16 protein-coding genes are annotated in these 20,055 nt (G+C 45.7%); all 16 read right to left on the bottom strand.

The annotated features are described in order from the left end of the window. Positions 1-157 precede the first annotated feature (157 nt). Positions 158-4,054, bottom strand: coding sequence for an S-layer homology domain-containing protein (locus AC58UW_RS21790; RefSeq protein WP_497422701.1), 3,897 nt, complete (start codon positions 4,052-4,054; stop codon positions 158-160). Positions 4,055-4,320: 266 nt separating this feature from the next. Further along, positions 4,321-5,430, bottom strand: a complete 1,110-nt coding sequence (locus AC58UW_RS21785; protein ID WP_497422700.1) for a glycosyltransferase family 4 protein — start codon at positions 5,428-5,430, stop codon at positions 4,321-4,323. A gap of 132 nt (positions 5,431-5,562) precedes the next feature. Beyond that, positions 5,563-6,351 carry a WecB/TagA/CpsF family glycosyltransferase gene (locus tag AC58UW_RS21780; RefSeq protein ID WP_497422699.1) on the bottom strand — a complete coding sequence of 263 codons (789 nt, stop codon included), beginning with the start codon at positions 6,349-6,351 and terminating at the stop codon, positions 5,563-5,565. A 51-nt stretch (positions 6,352-6,402) separates the two neighbouring features. After that, entirely contained in the window at positions 6,403-7,527 is a 1,125-nt protein-coding gene (gene csaB / locus AC58UW_RS21775) for a polysaccharide pyruvyl transferase CsaB (RefSeq protein WP_497422698.1), read from the bottom strand. Further along, complete coding sequence (locus AC58UW_RS21770; protein WP_497422697.1) at positions 7,503-9,551, bottom strand: DUF5693 family protein; 2,049 nt, start codon at positions 9,549-9,551, stop codon at positions 7,503-7,505. The genes csaB and AC58UW_RS21770 overlap by 25 nt, the downstream gene beginning before the upstream one ends. A 170-nt stretch (positions 9,552-9,721) precedes the next feature. Beyond that, positions 9,722-11,416, bottom strand: a complete 1,695-nt coding sequence (locus AC58UW_RS21765; protein WP_497422696.1) for a phospho-sugar mutase — start codon at positions 11,414-11,416, stop codon at positions 9,722-9,724. A gap of 34 nt (positions 11,417-11,450) precedes the next feature. Continuing rightward, a complete protein-coding gene (gene fabZ, locus AC58UW_RS21760) occupies positions 11,451-11,879 on the bottom strand; it encodes a 3-hydroxyacyl-ACP dehydratase FabZ (RefSeq protein WP_497422695.1) in 429 nt (142 codons plus the stop codon). Between the two features lie 162 nt (positions 11,880-12,041). Further along, positions 12,042-12,560: a CDP-alcohol phosphatidyltransferase family protein gene (locus tag AC58UW_RS21755; RefSeq protein ID WP_497422694.1), complete on the bottom strand. Its 519-nt coding sequence runs from the start codon at positions 12,558-12,560 to the stop codon at positions 12,042-12,044. 100 nt (positions 12,561-12,660) lie between these two features. Then, on the bottom strand, positions 12,661-12,888 hold the full coding sequence (locus tag AC58UW_RS21750) for a DNA-directed RNA polymerase subunit beta (protein WP_497422693.1): 228 nt from the start codon (positions 12,886-12,888) through the stop codon (positions 12,661-12,663). Between the two features lie 26 nt (positions 12,889-12,914). Continuing rightward, entirely contained in the window at positions 12,915-13,781 is an 867-nt protein-coding gene (locus AC58UW_RS21745) for a flagellar hook-basal body protein (protein ID WP_497422692.1), read from the bottom strand. Between the two features lie 23 nt (positions 13,782-13,804). Beyond that, entirely contained in the window at positions 13,805-14,698 is an 894-nt protein-coding gene (locus tag AC58UW_RS21740; RefSeq protein ID WP_497422691.1) for a flagellar hook-basal body protein, read from the bottom strand. 24 nt (positions 14,699-14,722) lie between these two features. Then, complete coding sequence (locus AC58UW_RS21735; protein ID WP_079417018.1) at positions 14,723-15,724, bottom strand: rod shape-determining protein; 1,002 nt, start codon at positions 15,722-15,724, stop codon at positions 14,723-14,725. Between the two features lie 164 nt (positions 15,725-15,888). Then, positions 15,889-16,179: a sporulation transcriptional regulator SpoIIID gene (gene spoIIID, locus AC58UW_RS21730; RefSeq protein WP_029195640.1), complete on the bottom strand. Its 291-nt coding sequence runs from the start codon at positions 16,177-16,179 to the stop codon at positions 15,889-15,891. 300 nt (positions 16,180-16,479) lie between these two features. Next, positions 16,480-17,211: a peptidoglycan DD-metalloendopeptidase family protein gene (locus AC58UW_RS21725; protein WP_497422690.1), complete on the bottom strand. Its 732-nt coding sequence runs from the start codon at positions 17,209-17,211 to the stop codon at positions 16,480-16,482. An 82-nt stretch (positions 17,212-17,293) separates the two neighbouring features. After that, positions 17,294-18,346 carry a stage II sporulation protein D gene (gene spoIID / locus AC58UW_RS21720; protein WP_497422689.1) on the bottom strand — a complete coding sequence of 351 codons (1,053 nt, stop codon included), beginning with the start codon at positions 18,344-18,346 and terminating at the stop codon, positions 17,294-17,296. 119 nt (positions 18,347-18,465) lie between these two features. Beyond that, complete coding sequence (locus tag AC58UW_RS21715) at positions 18,466-19,629, bottom strand: RCC1 domain-containing protein (RefSeq protein ID WP_497422688.1); 1,164 nt, start codon at positions 19,627-19,629, stop codon at positions 18,466-18,468. Positions 19,630-20,055: the final 426 nt, after the last annotated feature.

Here is a 20,055-nt window from a genome sequence, read left to right as displayed (position 1 = left end):
CACAACTACAATTTACACTTTATTTGTGAAGTAAATGAGTAGAGAAGCTGAATGCCGTCTAAAAGTTAGCTTAATATAAACTGAAAACACACCCTCCAATTTCCAAACAGAAAAAGACTGTATCCAATAGATCGGACACAGTCTCTTTTTCTATTTATTATTTAGGAAGATTGCCGCTTTGCTGCATGACGCGGTACACAATAGCAGATGCTTGCGCTCTTGTCATATTACCTCTTGGATCAAAGCTGAATGTATCTTTCTTTTGCCCCTCAACTGGGACATTCTTGATTCCATCCATATATCCGGCTTTTACTACAGCTTCAACAGAAGGCATAGCATAGGTACTCATGATGCTGTCATCAGCATCCGTGAATAGTTTTTTCAAGTTTGCCATTGACTTAGCCGTGTCACTGCTAACTTTCATATTAGCGGCACGAGCAATCATTACAGCAGCATCTTCTCTGGTGATCGAGTTATTCGGCAAGAATAATCCATTCGAGTTTCCTCGAACAATACCTGTCCTAGCTCCAGCTTCAATGTGCATAAAGTCAAACAAGCTGCTGCTATTCGGTAACCCTAATCCTCTGCGAACATCTGCAAATGTACCTTGGAAGTTAGGATTTGTAGGGTCATTTGTGTGATAAGAAGTATCGTCATTAATTAGAGGGATATCAAAACCTTTAACCAGTAGGGTTACAAATTCACCACGAGTAATTGCATCATTCGGTAAGAATTGACCCGTTGTTTTGTTATTCATGACGCCTTTTGAATATAAGACATCTAAGTAATCACGTGCCCAGTCGTGCGAAGTGACATCATTAAAGCTGTTATCCATGTACATAACCTGGAAGTATCCAAATGTCTCAACTGGTACTTTGATTGTGTGAGATTTGGCATCGACAACGCCACCGATGTTTTTCCAACCTACATATTGATTACCGCTGCCACTTGGGTCAAGGAAGGTACCATACTGGTACACAGTAACATACTTCCATGAGTCAGTTCTTATATCTGAATCATATTTCAATGTCATCGTTCCGTGTTGCGTCGGAATCATAATGCTTTTGATATAACGCGAGAAGAAGTTCTTCTCGCCTGGTCCAGGGTTCGAAGGAATCGGAAGATTTCCAGTCCCTTGCAGCGCAGCTTTTAGCGTGTCATTATTGTCAGCTGCAGAAAGATCTACTTCCCCGGCATCCACCCAGTATAATTTACTCGCAGGTCTGAATCGGCCAGTAGGCTCTTGTAAGAACCTTGTTCCTACTAGTGCAATTTCGGAAGCTTTATCTACACGTCCGTCATCCTGATTAGCAATACCAAATACAAGCTTGCGATCTGCTGTAATGAACTGTTCAGAAGCGGTTCTATCATTACGCATCACCTTTGTATCTTTTGGGAATGACAATTGAAGATCGCCATTAAACACACTCATTTTAGATGTCAAAGTCGTTCTGAACTGCGCCCCTTCAATAGGCGTATTCTGATTCATTAAGATGAAAGTGCCTTTGACTTTATTGGGTCCGCGGGTAATTTCAAAACTTATAGTATTCTTGCCGGCTTTAAGGTTTGCTGCATCATATCTAAATTTGCCCGGCTCAGTTTGAATAGCCGCTACTTTACCAAATAATACAGTGTCAGCACCATCAGCTTGAATGATAACCGTCTGGAAGTTCGTGTTCACATTTGCTTGATCAATTTTATCGGTATTTTTCACAAAATTATTTGGCTGGAGAAGAATGTAGCTGACTGGCTGCCTCGTAATTGTGATCATTTTACTAGTTGTGCGCCCAGAGTTATTCTTAGCAACAATCTCGAAAACATAATCACCGTATTGATCCATTGTATAAGTCGTTGATCCGAAATCAATCTTATAGGATTTCCCGTCGACGGAGACTTCCTGCTTCCCGCCAATCGCAACTAAGGATGGAGGCGTCATGCTAGCGCCTGAAGGAGCTTTCCTTAGATATAGAATCGCTTCCGTATTCAATTCGGCATTCCTCAATGTACCTGTCAATTGAAGCACACTGGAAGATGTTAAGTATGAACCTGTTGTATCTCCATCTGTAGATGGCGTTAAATTAATATGTGGTACTAATCTTTCGATAATTGGCGCATAATCGCTAAGTATAAATACATCGTAGTTCGATTGAGTAACTAATATCTCTTCTGTACCAGGTTTTAAATAGAGAGAGAACTTAATTGACTTCTTGCCATCAGCATCAAATAAGCTACTGAATGCCGTACCTGACGCCGTACCACCAAATAGTGCATTCAATGTTGCCTCGTTAATCGTAAAATTGCCATTGCTATCAATTAATGAGCCGGCTGGAGCTGTTTTACTTAAAGGAATGTCAACATCATTTACAGATAGCTTCACTAGCGGATAATTAGCAGGAGGCAGGTTCACAATTTTACCTGTGATACAAGGTCCGGCAACGCCGCATGATAATTCTCCCTTGCTTTTTACCACTTTGCCATTATAAAGATTGTTTACAATGACGTAAGGTGCTCCTGAGATATTCAAACTATAAATCTTTCTTCCGGCATTATTCAGTGTTCCCGCGCCATCTATCGGTATAACTGTCATGGTTGTCAGTCCATCCGTAAGATCATGCAAGTCAACTGTTGCTCTGTAAATACCAGGAGAACTTTGTGTTACCGCAATGTCTCCATTACCAGCGAAACCAGGAATATTCACGTTTACTTTTTGTGTATTTGCATTTGTATAGATGTTAAGTTTAGCAGGAAATTCATTGATCTGGCTCGTACCTTGTTCACTTAATTTAACTTCAAATTGCGAACCACCAATCGGGCTAAATTCTTGAGCAACACTCGTCAAATAAGGCAGACCCGGATTCGTGTAGTTAAACAAATAGGATGTTGGTGTGTTAGGATACCCAGCGGAAGTAACGAGTTTAACCTCGATTTGCTGTGTCGTAGCACTCAACGATAGCGGCAGACTGACAGAGAGATGATATGTGTTGTATTTAGACGTATTAGCTGTTTGAGATATTACGGGAGTAATAGCCCCACCGCCAGATAAAGTTCCAACAACATTAGTTATACTGCCATCAGCAAACGTATAACGGAAGCTTGCAGCACCTGCAACGCTAATTTCTGCATATACATAATCAAGTACGCTTGCAATGATATTGCCTTTGCTGTTTTTGATATCAGCTGTGAACGTGATGTCTTTCTCCGTTGCACTTTCCAAGGTTGGCTCAGTGATCAACTTTTTATCGGCTGATGCTGCTTCACTCATAAAACGGACATTTCCGTTATAAGCAAACCCTAAACCATTATCATACTTAAACTGTCTGCTCGTTGTATAATAGTTGGTTGGATTCTTGGAGATAAATTGAATTTGGTTATCCCCTGGCTTTAAGTTAATATCTGTCGTTCTTCCTGTATTCGTAAGAAAAGTAAAGATACCATTGTAAAAGTTCGATGCTTCATAAGTAGTGCCATTAACGATAGCATTTACTTGATAAGCATTGTTAGCATTACCAGTGATATTTACATTCGTATAAGGACCCGAAGATGGAAACATACCCCCATCTGTGAGTATATCGTCGTTGATTTTTAAATTCGTTATATTAGAAACAGGAGTAAAATATGCCCAACCCGGTAAGGAAGGAATGCTTGAAGTACTCTCGAACTTAATTACGATTCTATTTAAGCCTTCTGTCAGCTCTACATTTTGAAAAGTAATTTGATTGTTACTGTCCGGATTAATTACAGGGCGGTTGGTACGATTAGGTGTGGTAATCCCTGTGGTTACATTCGTTATCTCATAGTAAATCTCTGATACTTGTTCTCTCGGAATACCATTGATGTCAACACTTAGCGTAATTGGATTTGTAGTAAACCGTTGAACGGATGTGTCTTTAAATTCAGTCCCTGGAGGATCCGCAGGATTTGGATCCGTATGTACGTACAAATTCGTGATATTCAAAACAGGTGCGGCCGAAGCCGTGAGTGGCGGAAGCAAGGCCAACAACATGGCAACCATGAGGCTAATGCTAATCCACTTATTTCTTTGCTTGGTCTTCAAAGCTAGTTCCTCCTTATGTCCTTTAAAATATCATACATATAGACATGGCAATGCTGCTAACCATCGGTTAGACAAAACTACTTTCGACAATTCCTCCCAAATCCTTCTATCCTTCTACATGATTTGACGCGGCATACCACCAAAAGTTCTTGTATCTTTCTTATCGGTCAAAACCTCTCAATTGTTTAGAGAAAGAAAAAAGTTCACAAAATGGAAAAAAACCCAACCCGAAGGTTGGATTTGAGAGAACCATTTATAAGTGCTGATTATTTGCCCATCCGGTCGCTCTGTACCGTCTTGCCTACAAGTCTCTGCAGGAAGTTAAGTACTGGCTTGCGGCTTTTACTGATAATGCCGATCGCTTCTGCTCCGACGAGCATCACAAGGAATAGAGCAACAATGATCATAATCAAGCCCCAAGTGGAATCCTGGGAGATGAAAACTGAGCAAACAACAGCGCTACCGCCAAATATGGAAGCAATACCGTAGATAATCAGTACGCTTGTACGATGGCTGAAGCCAAGCTGCAACAAGCAGTGATGAAGATGGCTTTTGTCCGGTGCCGAGATCGGCAATTTATTCACGTAACGGCGCATAATCGCGAAGAAGGTATCGGATAATGGAACGCCTAAAATCATAATCGGGATTAAAAGCGATACAACGGCTGCTTGCTTAAAGCCGAGTATCGAAAGTGTTGCAAGGGCAAAGCCTAGGAACAAGGCGCCCGAGTCGCCCATGAAGATTTTGGCGGGATGGAAGTTGTAGAACATGAAGCCTACGATACTTCCTAGTAAGATTACAGCTAATAGAATAACTGTTACATTGCCCATCATAAGCGCTAGAATCAGAATCGTAGTTGTAGCAATACCGGATACTCCCGCTGACAGGCCATCGAGACCGTCAATCAGGTTAATGGCATTGGATACGCCGACGATCCATAATATCGTAATCGGGATACTCAACCAACCGATAGGCAGATTCGTCTCTCCGAACGGAATGTTAACGAGATCGATTTTGAGGCCAAAGGAAACGACGATACATGCAGCAATGAGCTGCCCGAGAAGCTTCCATTTGGGGGACAGCTGAAAACGGTCATCCAAAGCCCCCGTAATGACGATAACTAATCCGCCTAGCAGCAAACCAAAGGCTGCATTGGAGTTAACGGCATCAAGTGCTGGAGAGACGACGAAATAGGCTCCGACAAAGGCAAGGAAAATAGCTAAGCCTCCGAGACGCGGCATAATTCGGGTATGAACTTTTCGATGGTTAGGGGCATCCACAGCTCCAACCCAGAAGGCAAATTTTTTGACCAGGGGTGTCAGCAGCACTGCAATAATGCAGGCGGCGATGAACCCAATCGCGTATAATCCATACATGTCTTCTTCACAGCTCCTCTTGTCTTGGGTGGCAGGTGATCCGCCGAAGAGAATTATACTCCCATTTGTCCACAAATACTACTGCTAAATTTGTCTGAATTGACCGTTTTCAGCCAATTTTCATAAAATTTTTCATGATTTTGTGACTTTCTCTTTGTCACGCATCACTTTCATCGCGAATTTAGGGAGTAATAACATTCTTTTGTAGCGCCACGGCTCCTGTAACAGGCGGTAAAACCATTCAAGACGTAGTTTTTGGAATACAACTGGTGCTCTCTTTAGCTTGCCCGAAAGAACATCAAAACTTCCCCCGACTCCCATCATAACCGGAACGCCGAGCTGCCCTTTGTATTTGCCGATCCAAGGCTCCTGATTCGCTGCCGACCTCCCTACAAACAAAAGATCCGGTGCGGCATCTACAATGGCTTGAATTACTTCAGCATCTTGCTCATCTTTAAAATAACCGTCACGCACACCAACTAGCTTGATTCCAGGATAGTTCATGCGCAGTTTGTCAGCGGCCGCTTGGATCACCTCATTTGAAGCTCCAAGCAGATACACTTTCCAGCCTTTCGATTCTCCGGCCTTCATCAACTCATTTAGCAAATCGTAACCGGGGACCCGCTCTGCGACAGGCTCTCCAACATAATTAGCAGCCCAGACGACACCAGTTCCATCAGGAACGATAAGCTCTGCGCGCTGCATCATGCTCATATAGGCAGGATCATCCAGCGCCGACATAACCATAATCGGGTTGGCCGTTATGATTTGGTGAGGCTGTCTTTGTTCAATCGCCTTCGATAGGTAGGCAACCGTTTGGTCCATGCCCATTTTGGAGACAGGAACCCCATATATGCGAACTTTGGGTATAGCTTGGGCAGAAACAACTCCATCTGGGGTCGTTGTTGATGTTGAGCTCATAGACATCTCTTCCTTTATGTGACGTTGGCTTTCACGTTTTGGTTGATTTTTTTATTTATTAAAAAAGGAGATGATGCTTTTCGCAGGAAGCTGGGCCTGCGCCTTTAGCTCTTCAATAGCGGCGCGCTTGGACGCCGCCCAATCTTCTCGGCCGTCCAGGAGACCCTGCGCCTCCTGGGCCAATGCATCCGCATCGAAACGAGACGTCGATGCGGCAGCTTTCATGCCGAGCCTATGGAGGAACTGGTCGATCTTCGGATCGTACGAGATGCCGACCATAGGCACATACTGCGAGGCTGCATAAATCAAGGAATGCAGCCTCATCCCGATCAGCAGGTCGCATCCCGCGACCTGCGCGAGCATATCCTGCGGATGGACGATGCCCGGCACCATCTCTACCCTAGCGCCGTGATCGCCCAAACGGTCGATCACGAACTGCGAGGCCACCTCGTCCGAAGGGAGGTGGAAGGGCAAGAACCGCAGCCGCACATTGCTATCAGCGGCGAGCAGCTTTGCCAAGGACCGCGAGAGAGCCTCTAGCTCCGAGCGGTCCTCGTTCCAGAAGCGGACGGACACGCCCACTGTCCGCACGCCCGTGCCAGCCGACCCGCTGGTCCCAGCCTCGCCGCGAAGCGGCAGGCCCATGACCGGGTCGGGCACGACGGCGATGCGCTCCCGCGGGAGGCGCATCGTTGCCAGCAATGCCGCGGATTCGGTATCGCGGACGGAGATATAGGCGCAGCGCTGGAACACGCTGCGGATCCAGCCGTCGAACATCCGGCGGTTCACCGGGCCGATGCCTTGGGAGTAAATAAACGTAGGCTTTCCAAACCACTGTGCGATTTTCAAAACGGCTAAGTAATATGGAATGGTCTTAGAGCCTGTAGCATCCTGCAATAAGCTGCCGCCGCCGCTGATCAGACCGTCCGCTTCCCGCAATGCGCGGAGAAGTGGACCCGGTTTCATGCGGTGATAGGATTGGACACCGTACATCGCTGACGTCTTCTCCGGATTCGCGGAAAGCACGATCGGCTCAATGCGAATACCCTGCTCTCTGCCCTGCTCTCTGCCCTGCTCCTCCAAAGCGAACAAAATAGATTGAAGCACAGCCTCATCCCCGCTATTATCGAAACCGTAGTAGCCGGATAGCGCTATTTTGACAACTTTGGCACCCATCGTTTCCAACTCCTTGTGATGATTTCCCAAGCTGCGATCAGAACGAGGCCAATAATGGCGCCAAATACGATACCGTAGGAAATACGGATAAGAGAAATATGGAGCGGTGTATGCAAATGAGCGAATGTATCAACAATGGATAGCTGCCCAATTACACCAATGAATATCAAGTAAACAGCATGTCTGTAGCGTATGGATAAGTACGCACCGAGAATGAAGATCGGATGAGCTACTAAGAACTCTTTTGTACGCGGACGTACGCCCAGTGTGTTCTCCAAGAACGAACGGAATAATTTTTCTACCGTTGAAGCTTGTCCTTCGTTACCCGTGCGAGACAAGTAATAGAAAACAGCAGCCAGACCAATCCCGGCAACAACGATCCACAATACGCTGATAAAAGATGTAAGGATACGGCGAATATTCATGATTTTATCGCTGTAGGTATTATTCTCGCTAAAGAACAGCAAGTACACACCTGCGATTGCGATAGGCAGCAAATGCAGCGCACCTACACCACGGAACTGCTGCAGAACCAGCGAATACGTAATGTGATTGAGGAGCGCTACCTCATAAACGACACCAAGGAGTGAAATCAACGATGTTTTGATGAGTGTCCATAAGGCAAACGCAAGACCTGACTTCCACTTCGCCGCGGCGCCCGAACGAACCGTTCGAATCGCCAGCATAATCGCAATGCTCGGGGCAGAAATCGCTGATGCCAAGGCAAGTCCCTGTGCATATAAATTAGCCGACAAGGTATGTAGACCAACCAATCCGAGCAGTCCAAGCACAAAGAAAACGAGTGTGGCTTCTGGAATGAAGAAAGAAATCATAAGCACGATGATACTCAAGCCGCCAATCAACATAAAGGCGCTGGCGACTTTTTGCCATCCAGTCGTATGCACATCGAATGTCTGAGCTAAACCAAGCGTAAAGCCAGCTTTCTCAATGCGCGGAATCGCCCCGTCTTTACCTTGCAAGCTCTCATAAAAAGCAGAAAGAGGGTCTACTAATTTACCTTTATCAAGGCTCTTAAGTGGCTTAGCGTTTAGGAAAACCATGCGAATATTGCGATCTTTCACCGCAAGCACGAAACGATCCGCAACGCCTTGAATGCGGTCTTCCAGCTCGGCCTTTTTCAGCGGCTCCGTTAGTTTCTCTCCATCTTTCTCCGTGAACGAATGCAGTCGGACGACATTATAATTCGTTTGTTTCGCTAGCGTACTAAACCCTTTTTGAGGCTCTTTCAGTAATTCGATAGCGGCTAAACCGATGCCATTTTTGTTCAATAGATCCGCCATTTTATTCAGACTAACTTCTGTGTCTTCTTCCGTATATCCCGGAACTTCATTGCCATCGACAATGATTCTTTTCACGCCGATATCATGCAGCTGCTTCAGGAGGCGATCCATCTCGTTCGTAACGAATGGTCGGCGATTGGATAGGCGCACTACGATTTGGAAGCCTTGCTCCTTCAACATTTGCAGCGTAATCGGGTCAGGGTCCATCCCCTTAATTGAAGCATCATCGCTACTCATTTGAATAATGAGCCCGTTACGGTTTTTGAAGCTCCATGGTTTAATGCCGACGTTTAGGTCAGCAAATGTTTTCTGAATTAATGGCTCCAGCTTTTGCTGAGTCGCACTGTCTTTGAACAACACATAGGTGAAATTCTCGTTAGGATCACCAAAGGTTTGGGTAAGCGCGGCTGCGTCCCTTGAGTTGAACATCTCAATGTGACGGCTTTCTTTGAACTCGCCCAGCGTGCTTTCATACACAGCCATTGATCCAATGCCTGCGGCTTTCATGTTCTTCAGTTGCTGCGCGACGAAGCTCTGAGGATTTGTTTGCACATCCGAAATATCTAATAAGTCACGATAGTCAAAAACGAACTCGACGTTCTTCGTCGAAGTTTCCGTTAGGTGACGTGTGTAAGCAAGCGGAAGCGAGCCTAACATACCAATAATAACAAGCCACCACAATACATTTTTGAGCGGGTTATTCCAAGTTTTATACCAATTCACCAATTGTCCACTCCTTAGAGCATTTACTTTCTGGTCCATATACATTCGAAAACCCCTTCAGCTCCTAAACTCGAGGAAATAGGCCAAATGAATACGGATTTATTCCATCTATTCATTAGACGTCCTATCCCTGACTTAGGTTCTGAAGAGGTTCAATTGATCCTATTTCATTATCCGTCTACACGGCTAAGCACATATTGAATGATGCGATCCAACTGTTCTGCGGCTTCTGCACCTGTTGATCCTTTTACTGCAAAATAGAACTTAATTTTGGGCTCAGTACCCGACGGGCGCAAGCAGAACCAGGAACCGTCCTCCAGCTTGAATTTCAGCACATTCTCGAGGGGAAGCCCGTTTACACCTTTGGCGTAATCTTCCATAGCCGTTACCGGTGTACCGGCAATTTCTGCTGGAGGATTCGTTCTCCACGCTTCTACCATACGTCCGATTTGTTCTACGCCGTCTTTCCCTTTGAGCGTCCTTGACTCCAGTTTTTCCAAAAAGTAACCAAAGGATTCGTACAGCTCTTGCAGGACTTCATATAATGTTTTGCCTTGCTTCTTATAATAAGCTGCCGCTTCCGCGATAAGCATAGCCGCAATAACAGCATCTTTATCTCGGGCATAGTCACCAGCCAAATAACCATAACTCTCTTCGTAGCCAAATAGGAATGTATGCTCACCTGATTGCTCGAATTGGGTCATTTTTTCCCCGATGTATTTAAAACCGGTTAGCGTATTTAACGTTGGAATCCCATAATGGCCTGCGATTACCGCGCCCATTTCGCTCGTTACGATCGTTTTGACAACTACGCCGTTCGCTGGCAGTGTTCCACGCTCTTTCAAACTTGATAATAAATAATTAACAATGATGGCTCCCGACTGGTTGCCTGTCAGAACAAAATACTCCCCGTTTTGATCCTTCACCACTGCGCCCATACGGTCGGCATCCGGATCAGTCCCGATAATAATATCAGCATTCCATTCCTTGGCTTGTGCGATAGCAAGTGTGAAAGCTTCACGTTCTTCCGGGTTCGGAGACTTCACTGTTGAGAACTGCGCATCTGGCAACTCTTGCTCAGCAACAACACGGACTTGTCCAAAACCGAGGGACTGCAATACTGCCCTGACCGGTACATTACCCGCTCCATGCAGCGGTGTGAAGATGACACGGAAATCATCGCTAATTTCCTTGATCACATCCGGATTCTGGCTAATCGCGGTTACTGCCTTTATGTATGCCTGATCCACATCTTCACCAAGCCATGTTAGAAGACCTTGCGCTTCTGCTTCCTCTTGACTCAGTTTCTTCACTTTATCGAAAGAGTCGATGCTTTGAACTTCGGCGATCACTTGCTCCGCATACTGAGGAACGAGCTGCCCACCGTCTGCGCCATACACTTTATATCCATTATATTCAGGTGGATTATGACTTGCTGTCACGACAACGCCTGCTGTCGCACCCAAGTATCTCACGGCAAAAGACAGCTGTGGTGTAGCATGCAAAGTCTTGAAGAGATAAGCCTTAACGCCGTTTCCTGCGAACACAAGGGCAGCCTCTAAAGCGAACTCCGGCGACATATGACGTGAATCGTAAGCCAGTACAATAGAAGGGCTTTGTACGCCTGTGCTATTCACATATTGTGCAAGACCTTGGCTTGCACGACCAACGGTGTATACATTGATGCGGTTCGTTCCAGCGCCAATCACGCCGCGAAGCCCACCTGTACCAAATTCGAGATCTTTGTAAAAGCGATCCTCAATTTCCTTCTCATCTTCCCGAATTGCTAGCAGTTCCTTTTTCGTTTCTGCATCCACTGCTGGATCGTTCAGCCATAATTGATACTCTGTTTGTACACGCGTCATAGTAGTCAGGTTCATCTCCTTTTTATCTATGGGGTTATTTATTAGCAAGGGCGAACATAAGTTCACCTTCGACTACCACTTTCTCGCCTACTTTCGCCACAGCTTGGCCTTTGACAATCGTACCTTTTACACGTGTGATTGTCATTTCCAGCGTCAGTGTATCGCCAGGCACTACCTGTTGGCGCCAGCGAATTCCGTCTGCACCAGCGAATAAACCAATTTTACCTTTATACTCAGGCATGGAAAGGACAGCTACAGCGCCTACTTGTGCCAAAGCTTCAATAATCAGCACACCCGGCATAACCGGATACCCTGGGAAATGTCCTGCAAAGAACGGTTCATTCATTGTTACATTCTTAATCCCTACCGCCTTCACGCCTTGCTCTACTTCTAAAATGCGATCAACGAGCAGAAAGGGTGGGCGGTGTGGAATTATTTCTTGAATCTGGTTGATATCTAACATAACGGGTAATACTCCTTTCAATTTTCTTGTATAAAATACAAGGTAATCACTTACAATACTGGTGTCCCTTCATTAACTGCAGAAGTGAAGGTTCATATAGGGGGAGCTTATGTAAAGAGGTGTGTGCACAACCCTCACATAGGCTCTTTTTACGTTATAGGTTTATTTCGCTTTAGCCCTCCGATTTAAAAGCAGGAATTGAAAAATATAAATGAAGGAAGTTAAGAAGGAAACACCGATCACGAACCATAAGTACGTAATGGCGAAATCTAAATGATAAACAATGAAGAGAATGGCGAGATAGTAAAGTACTGTCGTTAATTTCCCCATCACATTGGCGGGAACGGTTAATTTACCCCTGAAGTGAACGAAAGCAGAGCCCATAATCATACCCAGATCGCGAATAAAAATCGCTGCCGCCGCCTGCCATGGTATCATCCCTGTAATGAGCAGAGATAGAATGACCGCAATCATCATGCACTTATCCGCAAGGGGGTCTAGCATAACACCAACAGGTGTAACCAAACCTCGAGTTCTGGCAATATAACCGTCTAAGATATCTGTAAGCCCTGCTGCCAGCAAGATCAGGAAGGCTATCTGGATATGGCCGCCGAAAAAAATGATAAGGTACACAGGGATAAGAACAAACCTGCTTATGGTGAGCATGTTCGGAATATTCAAAGTACCCCTCCTGCGCCTTTTATCTGGTATCTGACGATTAGCCTTCATTCATTATACATTTGCTAACACAAAAATAAAACTCCCAATAAGGGAGTTCGAATTAATTCGCAAATACCAGATCGTATAAATGCCGCCAAGTGCTCATATGGAAGATTTCTGCTGATGGCTGATGGCCCAGCTTGGAGTATCCGACCCACAGTCCGATATAAACGGCTAGCACGCAAAGAACGGGAATACGTATGATTTTGAAAATAAGCCATATCATATTCAGCCATTTCGGCCGTGGTGCTTTTTTCTTTGGAGTAGGCTTGTTAGGCTTGTCAGACATCGAGCCCTATCCCTCCCTTTCTACGATCAGACGCGCAAATTATTCGCGATATTCATCATTTGATCGGAAGATGTAATCGCCCGGGAATTGAGTTGAAGCGCTCTTTGCACCATCACAAGATCCGTCATTTCGTCGGAAAGCGTCACGTTGGATTGCTCTAGGAACCCCTGCATCAAAGTCACCCGATTATTGGTTGTATCCAAGCCTGGATTCACATTTTGCAAAATGTTCGCCTTCTCGGCTTCCGTAATTCCCGCAGGAAGTGCATACAGGTTGTCCCCCATATCTTGGAGCAATTGCGGGCGCACAACGCGAACCAGCTTGATCCGACCAAGATTTAGTGGCTCCGCATTCGGATCTTGCTCACTGTATCCATTAATGATGCCGTCTGGTTGAACAACAGGTCTGAAGCCAGCAGGTACTCGAATTGGATTGCCGTCTGCACCTGTAACAAAATGGCCCTCTTTGGTAGTAAGCACCGTATCGCCATTAGCATCAGGTGTTAAATTGAAGGCACCGTTACGCGTCCATGCAGGTTGGAACACCTGGTTTCCGTTCCCATCAACTTTGCTGACGGACACTTCAAACAACCCGTCGCCCTGAATCGCAAAATCCGAGGCATTGCCCGTAGACTGAATAGGTCCTTGCTTCAGGTTCGTTTGGATTTGCACCAACTTTGAACCCCACCCTTGGTTGAAACCAAGAGGAGAGAACCTGCCTTGCTGGCGGAATCCTTCCGGCTGTGATTTCACATTGGTCAGAACATCCTCAAAAGAGGCATCCTTTTTCTTAAAACCGTTTGTATTGATGTTTGCTATGTTATTAGACAAGATATCCAGCTTTTGCTGTAAGCTGTGCATGGATACCGATGAGTTAATCATGGAATTGTTCATGTGTAGCTCCTTCGCAAGCTAGATTAGACGCGTCCTACTTCGTTCGCTGCCTTGTCCATACTTTTATCATAAGATTGAATGACTTTCTGGTTTGCTTCATAAGCACGGAGTGCTGACATCATATCGACCATAGACTGCGCAGAATCCACGTTGGAGCGCTCGATAAAGCCTTGGCGAACCTCGACTTGATCACCAGCGGCAACCTGTGTAACCGTCGCTTCGTCGCCTGGATTAATCCGCAATAAACCATTACCTTCACGCAGCAGCAGATTCGGATTCTCTGCACGCGAAAGCATTAATCCTACAGGTTGTCCAGCTTGATTCAATAGCGGTTGACCGTTCCCGTCAAGGAACTCCCCTTTGTCCGTCACCTTAAAGGATCGAATGGGTTGGCCCGCTCCATCAACAAGCAGCAAAGGTTGTCCATCACGGCCCAGCACCTGGTTACCATTGGCGTTCACGAGTTGACCTGTCGGATCTACGGTGAATTTACCATTCAAGGAATACCTAGGCTCTCCATCCGCGTTAATCACGGTGAATAGTGCTTGCGGCTGGAACGTGCGCTCACCGTCCGCATTCACGAATTTCCCTGAAGCGTCAAAAGCCATGCCTGGCAATTGAATGTTCGACACGAGGGCAAAATCAAAAGGATTTTGCGTTTCCTGCAGGTCACCCTGTGCGTGAATGGAAATATTCTCCTCCGAAAACACACCAAGACTCATCTTCCCAAGCGGTGCCGTTGAGGCGCCTTGTCCACCGCGAATTGTAGAAATAAGCATCTCCGGGAACGAGCGTGACAAGGCATTACCTTGTTTAAAACCCGGGGAATTAATATTAGCAATATTGTTCGTAATGGTATCGTGTCTGCGTTGCTCGGAGATCATTCCTGCCGCCGCGGTATACAGTCCTCTTAGCATCTCTTCACCTCTTGGATAAACTGTTTAGTTAAATTTACGCTTGGAAACTTTATCTAAGTTATCGAGCATAATTCCTGTTCCTTTAACTACGCAAGACATTGGATCTTCCGCAATTAATACTGGAACCTTCAGCTCGTCTGCTAACAACTGATCCAGGCCATGCAGCAAAGCCCCGCCGCCTGTCAGAATAACGCCACGATCAATGATGTCTGCGGAAAGTTCAGGTGGCGTACGCTCCAGAACGCTCTTCGCAGCTGTTACGATCGATGAAACCGGATCCCATAGGGCTTCCTGGACCTCACTCGAATGAATCGTAATCGTAAGCGGCAATCCGGATACCATATCTCTACCGCGAATATCCATCTCTTGATCTCTGCCGTGTGGATATACCGTTCCGATTTTCAACTTAATATCTTCGCTTGTCCGTTCACCGATCAGCAGCTTGTACTTATTTTTGATATACTTTGTGATCGCAATGTCGAACTTGTCGCCAGCTATTTTGATGGAAGAGGAGGTGACGATGTCGCCCATGGATAACACGGCCACATCTGTCGTCCCTCCGCCAATATCTACAACCATGTTACCGCTAGGCTGGAAAATGTCCATACCGGCGCCAATTGCCGCAGCCTTCGGTTCTTCTTCCATGAATACCTCTCGAGCACCGCTGCGTTCAGCTGCTTCGCGGATCGCTTTCTGCTCAACCGAGGTGATGTTGGTAGGGGCGCAAATCAAGATGCGCGGATGCGAATACCAGTTCTTGCCCCCTACTTTTGCAATAAAATGCTTTAACATCATTTCTGTAATATCAAAGTCCGCGATAACACCATCTTTCAATGGACGAATCGCAATAATGTTGCCAGGAGTTCTACCTACCATGCGGAAAGCTTCTTCTCCTACAGCAAGTACGCGTTTCGTATCGCTTTCAATCGCTACTACAGAAGGCTCATCGAGCACAACGCCGCGTCCTTTCACATGAATGAGCACATTTGCCGTGCCAAGATCTATTCCAATATCCTTGCTTAACATTTCAAGTTAATCCTCCCTAAATCTACCGTCCATCCCGTGAAGAATCGGCGCTCTTATAGATAGTTCTAATTATAAGCTAAATTCGCTGCAAATGCATTAATTCCTCTTTTTCCGTGAAATTTCGACATGTCCAGTTCCAGGAAACCGTCGGGATGAAGGTATTTTTAGGATTTGACCGTGACTAAGTTCTCGGAGTGCTTCGGGTTTCGTGTCTTTCGATACTTGATTTTCGTCGCTTCTCCTCCCCTTAGATGTCTTATGGACTTGTGATACTCCAAAATGTGCTTCACCTGGTTGGCCAGGTCCGGGTTGATTTCCGGTAGTCTTTCCGTCAAATCCTTATGCACCGTGCTCTTGGAAACACCGAATTCCTTCGCAATGGTGCGAACCGTATTCTTGGTCTCGACGATACAGGTACCAATCTTAATGGTTCGCTCTTTGATGTAATCGTGCACTCCCCTCGCCTCCCTACTCGAGATAGTTTGGTAAAGTATATGAGGGGCATGACTAGATATTCTACGTAACCAAGCCTGACAAGCCCATTTCCCATATTTATTTTCATAAAAATCAGGAAATAAGGGCTTATGCGGTCTTTTTTGGCAAGGACAAGTCTGTTCTGTATGTGATGGAGGGCAAGCCATGGGGTAATTCCCCTAGGCTTCAAAGCAAAAAAGCAGCAGGATATACCCGCTGCCCTCATTCTATGTAGGCTGATTGGTGACGAAGCCACCTGATTGCCTTTTCATTTGAACCGATTACTGTTTAGCGTTAAGAATCGTTTCTGGATTCAGAGCGGCATTATCGCTCACTTGACGCACTTCAAAGTGCAAGTGCACGCCGTCTTCCTTCTCGAACTCATTACGTCCCGCTTTGGCGATGACGTCGCCTTTTTTCACTTCAGCGCCTTTGGTTACTTTGACTTCAGCCAAGCTTTGGTACACGCTGATCAAGCCATTGCTGTGCGTAATTTCGACAAGACTGCCGACTACCGGATTTTGCTCAACTGCTGTAACTTTACCACTCAGAGCGGCCAATACATCAAATGCTGCGCCATCTTTGGCTTTCAAATCGATTGCGGTATGCGGCGTCAACTGATCATTGTATTGAATCATTGCCGCCTGTTTAACTTCATTGGTTGCATTGGTGTCATAGAACGGAATGGATACGTCGAGAGCCGCTCTGTCTTTCACAGGCCATTGCATAGCTTCTGCTGGTGCGTTAACGGCAACCGCCCCATCTTTGGAATTGTCAGGTGCTTGATCGTCACTGCTTACCTTAATGCCCATATCTTCTTGGCTGACTGTTTTCGTACCTGTGTCCTGGTACACCCACATTAAGGTTAAGATAATTGCCGCTGCTGCTACATATGTTGCTGGGAATACCCATTTCTTAGCAAGCAACCTCTTCCATGCGGATGGACTTCCTTGTGCCCCTTGAACAGTTTTAGGAGCTTCTTCTTTTTGAAAACCTTTGTTTTGATCACTCATGGTTAATCACCTCATCAACCATTCTTGACACATTTAAAGGTTTTATACTTGAAGAAAGATATTTTTATAGAAACGTTATTAACTAAGATTTTTGGATAAAAGGGGTCGCTTTTTCAATAGAGATGCCTGTGTAATAGTAGGTTACGATTTGCGCCGCAGTCTTGCCCTCCTTGGCCATTCCATTAGCGCCCCATTGGCTTAAGCCAACGCCATGACCGTATCCGTAAGTCGTAAACGTAATTTTGGAGCCGGACCATTTCCAAGCGAATTGAGAGGATGCTAGTCCTAGCTTCTCTCTTACTTCGCGTCCAGAGAATGTTTTTCCTCCGATTGTCATCTTCTTGATCCGGTGTCCCGTTGACCACTCTAGTACTTTCATACTCTTCGTCCCGCTGCCTGTAGTTGCTATACTCGTAACGCCCAGCTTCTGCAGCATACTCTTGTAAGTGATATCTACGGTTTCTTGGTAGCGAGAAGACAGTTTCACATCCCAAGGGCTAGGCACACTGCGTAAATAAGGACTCATGAATGGCCAGTAATCTTCTGAATTTTCCGTATACCCGTTGCTTGTTGAGAAAAAAGTAGCATTGATAGGCTTATGTTCGTAAGTCAGAATCATATCTTTCGTTTCATTCACAGCTCTATCGATTTTCGCCATATTCGTTTCGTACGTGCCTTTCGTCCACTTCTCTCTTAGCTGTTGATCGGTCATATAGGCTTGGTGTGCGGTCGTATCTGTTACAAGTGCATCTTCTACAGGCACATTACTATAATCCTTCTCTAGCACCCTGCGTACGACGTATGTTCTAGCTGCCATTGCTTGCGCTTTGAGCGCTTCTAACTCGAACTCTACTGGCATTTCTGCAGCGAGAACACCTTTCACATACTGCTCCAACGGCACCGTCTCGATCTCATCTTTTTTGGTTAAATAGACAGGAATCATCAACCCTTGTGCGGTCACCGTCTCCTGATGAGAGCCATCAATCGCTAGCTGTACAGGAGGTGGATCATCGCCGCCCGGAATCTTCTTGACTAGCAATCCAGGAACAAGAAGAATGACACAGAGCATAGAAGACAAACAAACAGCCATCCATAGGATGGCCCCGCGGCCAGGAACACGTTTTTTCTTCAACATCGTCTCAGCAGCCTCCATAAGCGCGTTTACTAGCAGGTATTTTGGTATGACTTAGCTTATGAGAGGTATTGCTAGAATAGAACAAAGGGAGACAGCCTCTGTTCTATTCAACTTCAGATTTACAGACCTGTGACTTGAGCAGGCGTAAAATGGTTCGTCGTTGTGCCGTCTCCCAGTTGACCAAACCGGTTCTTACCCCATGCCCATACGGTCCCGTCTGATTTGTGTGCCACAGTGAAGGTTGCACTTGTTGATAAGGTTGTTACCCCGTTAATACCTGCTACCTGATTAGGGCTTAGATAGGTCGAGCCACTCGTTCCGTCCCCCAGTTGGCCGCTGTGGTTGTTACCCCACGCCCAAACGGTCCCGTCATTTTTCAACGCTACGCTATGAAGCCAACTCGCATCTACTTCTTTTACATTACCGAAGCTTGGTATCTGAACTGGCGTTGTCTGACTTGTAGTAGTACCGTCTCCGAACTGGCCGCTTGTATTACTGCCCCAAGCCCATACCGTTCCGTCCGTCTTTACCGCAAGACTGTGAGAGGAGCCAGCCGACACGTCGGAAACATTACTGAGACCAGACACCTGCACCGGAGTTAACGGAGTCGTCGTTGTGCCGTTACCCAACTGAGCATCCGCGTTATAACCCCAGGCCCATACTGTTCCATCTGATTTTATGGCAAGGTTATGATAGTTTGTAGAGTCGATGTCCACAATATTGGTTAATCCTGATACTTGCACGGGCGTTAACCGATCTGTTGTTGTTCCATCTCCCAACTGACTAAAAACATTGCTCCCCCATGCCCATACTGTTCCATCAGACTTTAACGCTACACTATGGTAGTTACCAACTGCGACGTCAATGACATTTGTTAAGTTATTCACTTGAACCGGGCTGTTGCGATTTATTACTGTCGTGCCATCTCCCAGTTGACCAGAAGAGTTAGTTCCCCACGCGAATACGATCCCGTCGCTGCGTAATGCCAAACTATGGTTTTCATCTCCTGCTGCAACATCGACGATGTCCTGAACAAGTGTATTTTGAACTGGAACAGCGCTGCTCGCACCTAACCCGTTACCTAATTGCCCCAGGTTCCCATCGCCCCAAGCCCATAAAGTAGCATCTGTCTTCAAAAACAACGAATGACCCCACCCTGTTGTAAGGATGCTCTTAAATTGAGGTTGATTAATTGGATTACCATGCGCTGATGCAGGTACGATCATCATTGCGAATAACATGAAAGTTAGCATTGAAATAAATCCTTTTTTTCTCATCATCATTAATTATCTCTCCCTCGCTAAATTAAATTATTTACTCGATCGGTTCGAGTAATTGATTCCAACATTCTAGTTAAAGTCATCCTCCTTTTCTATTAGTGTAAAATAATGGTATTATATACATAATTAATAATACTATTTTATGAGATTTAAGCAATAGCAAACTTTACAATAAGGATAAGTCGAGAGAACTGGAGTCCTCTATTTCGAGAAATTCGAGCTGTTTTCTCTCTGAGCGGAACTACAGGCTCTTAATTATCCTTCATACGGCGTTTTTCAGGTGAAATTGGTAAAATAGCGGATCATAGTTCCTCTTCCACTTGGAAATCGTGCTTTTTCACAGAAATAACGGCTTATAGTTCCCACCCTCTATACGCCCTAAACCATTAAAAAACAAAAAACCGCCGGAGCTCCCTCCGACGGTCCTTG

The sequence above is a fragment of the Paenibacillus sp. J22R160 genome, from assembly GCF_059692135.1.
The sequence above is the reverse complement of the archived record's forward strand: the minus strand, read 5'-3'. Positions and strand labels throughout refer to the sequence as shown.